1 protein-coding gene is annotated in these 1,183 nt (G+C 70.2%); it reads left to right on the forward strand.

Annotation, left to right across the window (positions count from 1 at the left end):
- The coding region (locus tag ACP7AJ_RS21290) for a cadherin-like domain-containing protein (protein WP_426062248.1) at positions 1-927 on the forward strand (927 nt) is incomplete at its 5' end.
- Positions 928-1,183 lie beyond the last annotated feature (256 nt).

Raw genomic sequence — 1,183 nt, forward strand, 5'->3', positions numbered from 1 at the left:
GTGGGCCAGCCCAGCGCGGGCACGCTGGTGACCAACCCGGACGGCACGTACACCTACACCCCGCGGCCGGGCTTCGCGGGCCCCGTCACCTTCTCCTACACGGTGGAGGGCACGGGCCCGGTGGGGGCCGCGCCGGCCACGTACCACTATTATGAGTTCGTCAGCGCCCCGGGCATTTGCTGGACCGACGCGAAAGCCGCCGCCGCGGCCCGCACCTACGAGGGCATGCAGGGCTACCTGGCCACCATCACCTTCGAGGGCGAGAAGAACTTCCTGGCCGGCAAGGCGCAAGGGCAGTACTGGTTCGGCGCCAGCGACAAGGACTTGGAGGGCGAGTGGCGCTGGCAGACCGGCCCCGAAGCCGGCCAGCTCATCTGGCGCGGCGGGCCTGCGGGCATCGGCGCGGCGTACAGCCACTGGCTGCCGGGCCAGCCCGACGACTTCCAGAACCAATGGCGGCCGCAGGGCGAGGACTACGCGCTGATGTACGGCAACTCCGGGCTGTGGAACGACGTGGACAATTGCAACACGGCGGGCGCGACCGCGGGCTACGTCGTGGAGTACGGCGGGCTGGAAGCGTGCACGCCCATCCTCTACTCGTTCGGCACGGTCACCTTGCAGGTCGGGGCCACGCCCCCGCCCCCCGTACCGGTGGCCCAGGCGGGCCCGGCCCAGCTGCAGGCCGCGCCCAACCCCAGCGCGGGCCAGTTCCGGGTGCAGGTGCTGGCCGGGTTGGCCGGGCCCGCCCAACTGGACTTGTTCGATTTGCAGGGCCGGCGGGTGCGCGCCCTGTTTGCCGGCCCGCTGCAGGCCGGCGAGCAGCGCGACATTTCGGTCGACGCGCACGAGCTGTACGAAGGCCTCTACCAGCTGCGCTTGCAGAGCGGCGCCCAGGTGCAGCACCTGCGCGTGCTGCTGCAGCGGTAAGCCCGCGGCCGCCCGGGCAGGTCCGCGGGAAGCAGGCCGCCGGTGCTGGAACAAACCAAACGCCCCCGGCCCCATTGGGCCGGGGGCGTTTGCATGGGCGGTGGGACCTACTTGTCCCACCTTCTGCCTGCGCTGTGCTCTGCAGGGTTTACCAAAACGGTAGTGCCAGCAGAAGGAGGAATTTGTGCTCTTGGATTTCGGAGGTGAGGCTGCCGCCTTCGTCCAGCTCGCCATGATTACTCCGGGTACACTAGCC

The organism is Hymenobacter sp. B1770 (assembly GCF_049896385.1).
GTDB lineage: Bacteria > Bacteroidota > Bacteroidia > Cytophagales > Hymenobacteraceae > Hymenobacter.